This window comes from Pseudoxanthomonas kalamensis DSM 18571 (genome assembly GCF_010211745.1).
Taxonomy (GTDB): Bacteria; Pseudomonadota; Gammaproteobacteria; order Xanthomonadales; family Xanthomonadaceae; genus Pseudoxanthomonas_A; species Pseudoxanthomonas_A kalamensis.
In genome coordinates this window covers 1-850 of record NZ_PDWQ01000028.1, presented here as the reverse complement: position 1 = coordinate 850, position 850 = coordinate 1, and the positions used below count along the sequence as shown (strand labels likewise).

Here is an 850-nt window from a genome sequence, read left to right as displayed (position 1 = left end):
AATACACCGTTCGCCAGACCTTACCTTCGATAACCAGAAGACCTGCCCGTGCCATTTTAGCCGCGGCCTGATTTATGCTGGTTACTGTTGCGCCTGTTAGCGCGGCAACGTCCGGCGCACAGAAGCTATTATGCGTCCCCAGGTAATGAATAATTGCCTCTTTGCCCGTCATACACTTGCTCCTTTCAGTCCGAACTTAGCTTTGATTTCTGCGATCTTCGCCAGAGCCTGTGCACGATTTAGAGGTCTACCGCCCATGACAGGAAGTTGTTTTACTGGTTCAGGGATCGCCTCACCACGGTTAATTCTCGCAGTCATATGGACAAGCTCATCTGCGGCCTTACGGCGTAATTCCGCATCAGTAAGCGCATTGGCCCGCATGTTCTGATACAGGTTGGTAACCAGCCAGTAGTGCGCGTTTGATTTCCACGGATAAGACTCCGCATCCGGATACAGGCCTCGCTTCCGGCAATACTCGTAAACCATATCAACCAGCTCGCTGACGTTTGGCAGTCCGGCGGTAACGGATGCTTCTTCCCGGCACCATGCAACAAACTGCCCGGGTGATGGCAGAAATGGTCGATTCTGCCGACGGGCTACGCGCATTCCTGCGTTAACCTGTTCCATCGTGGTGATCCCGTTTTCCCGAAAAGCCAGAACCCACTGGCGACGGATTTCGTTCACTTCGTTCTGGTCACGGTTAGCCAGGCTCGCCGGGAAAGTTGCCAGTAACTGGCTGAACACACCGTTGATGATCTGCGCTACCTGCTGTACCTGCGGCTTTTCGTCGTACTGTTCCGGCATGTTGTTGGCGATCCGACGCATCTGCTCACGGTCAAAGTTAACCATC

General features: G+C 53.6%; 1 protein-coding gene. It reads right to left on the bottom strand.

Translation table 11 applies throughout. The features are described 5' to 3' along the window. Positions 1–168: 168 nt before the first annotated feature. On the bottom strand, positions 169–850 hold a 682-nt coding region (locus CSC70_RS13755; RefSeq protein ID WP_070326907.1), incomplete at its 5' end, for a replication protein P.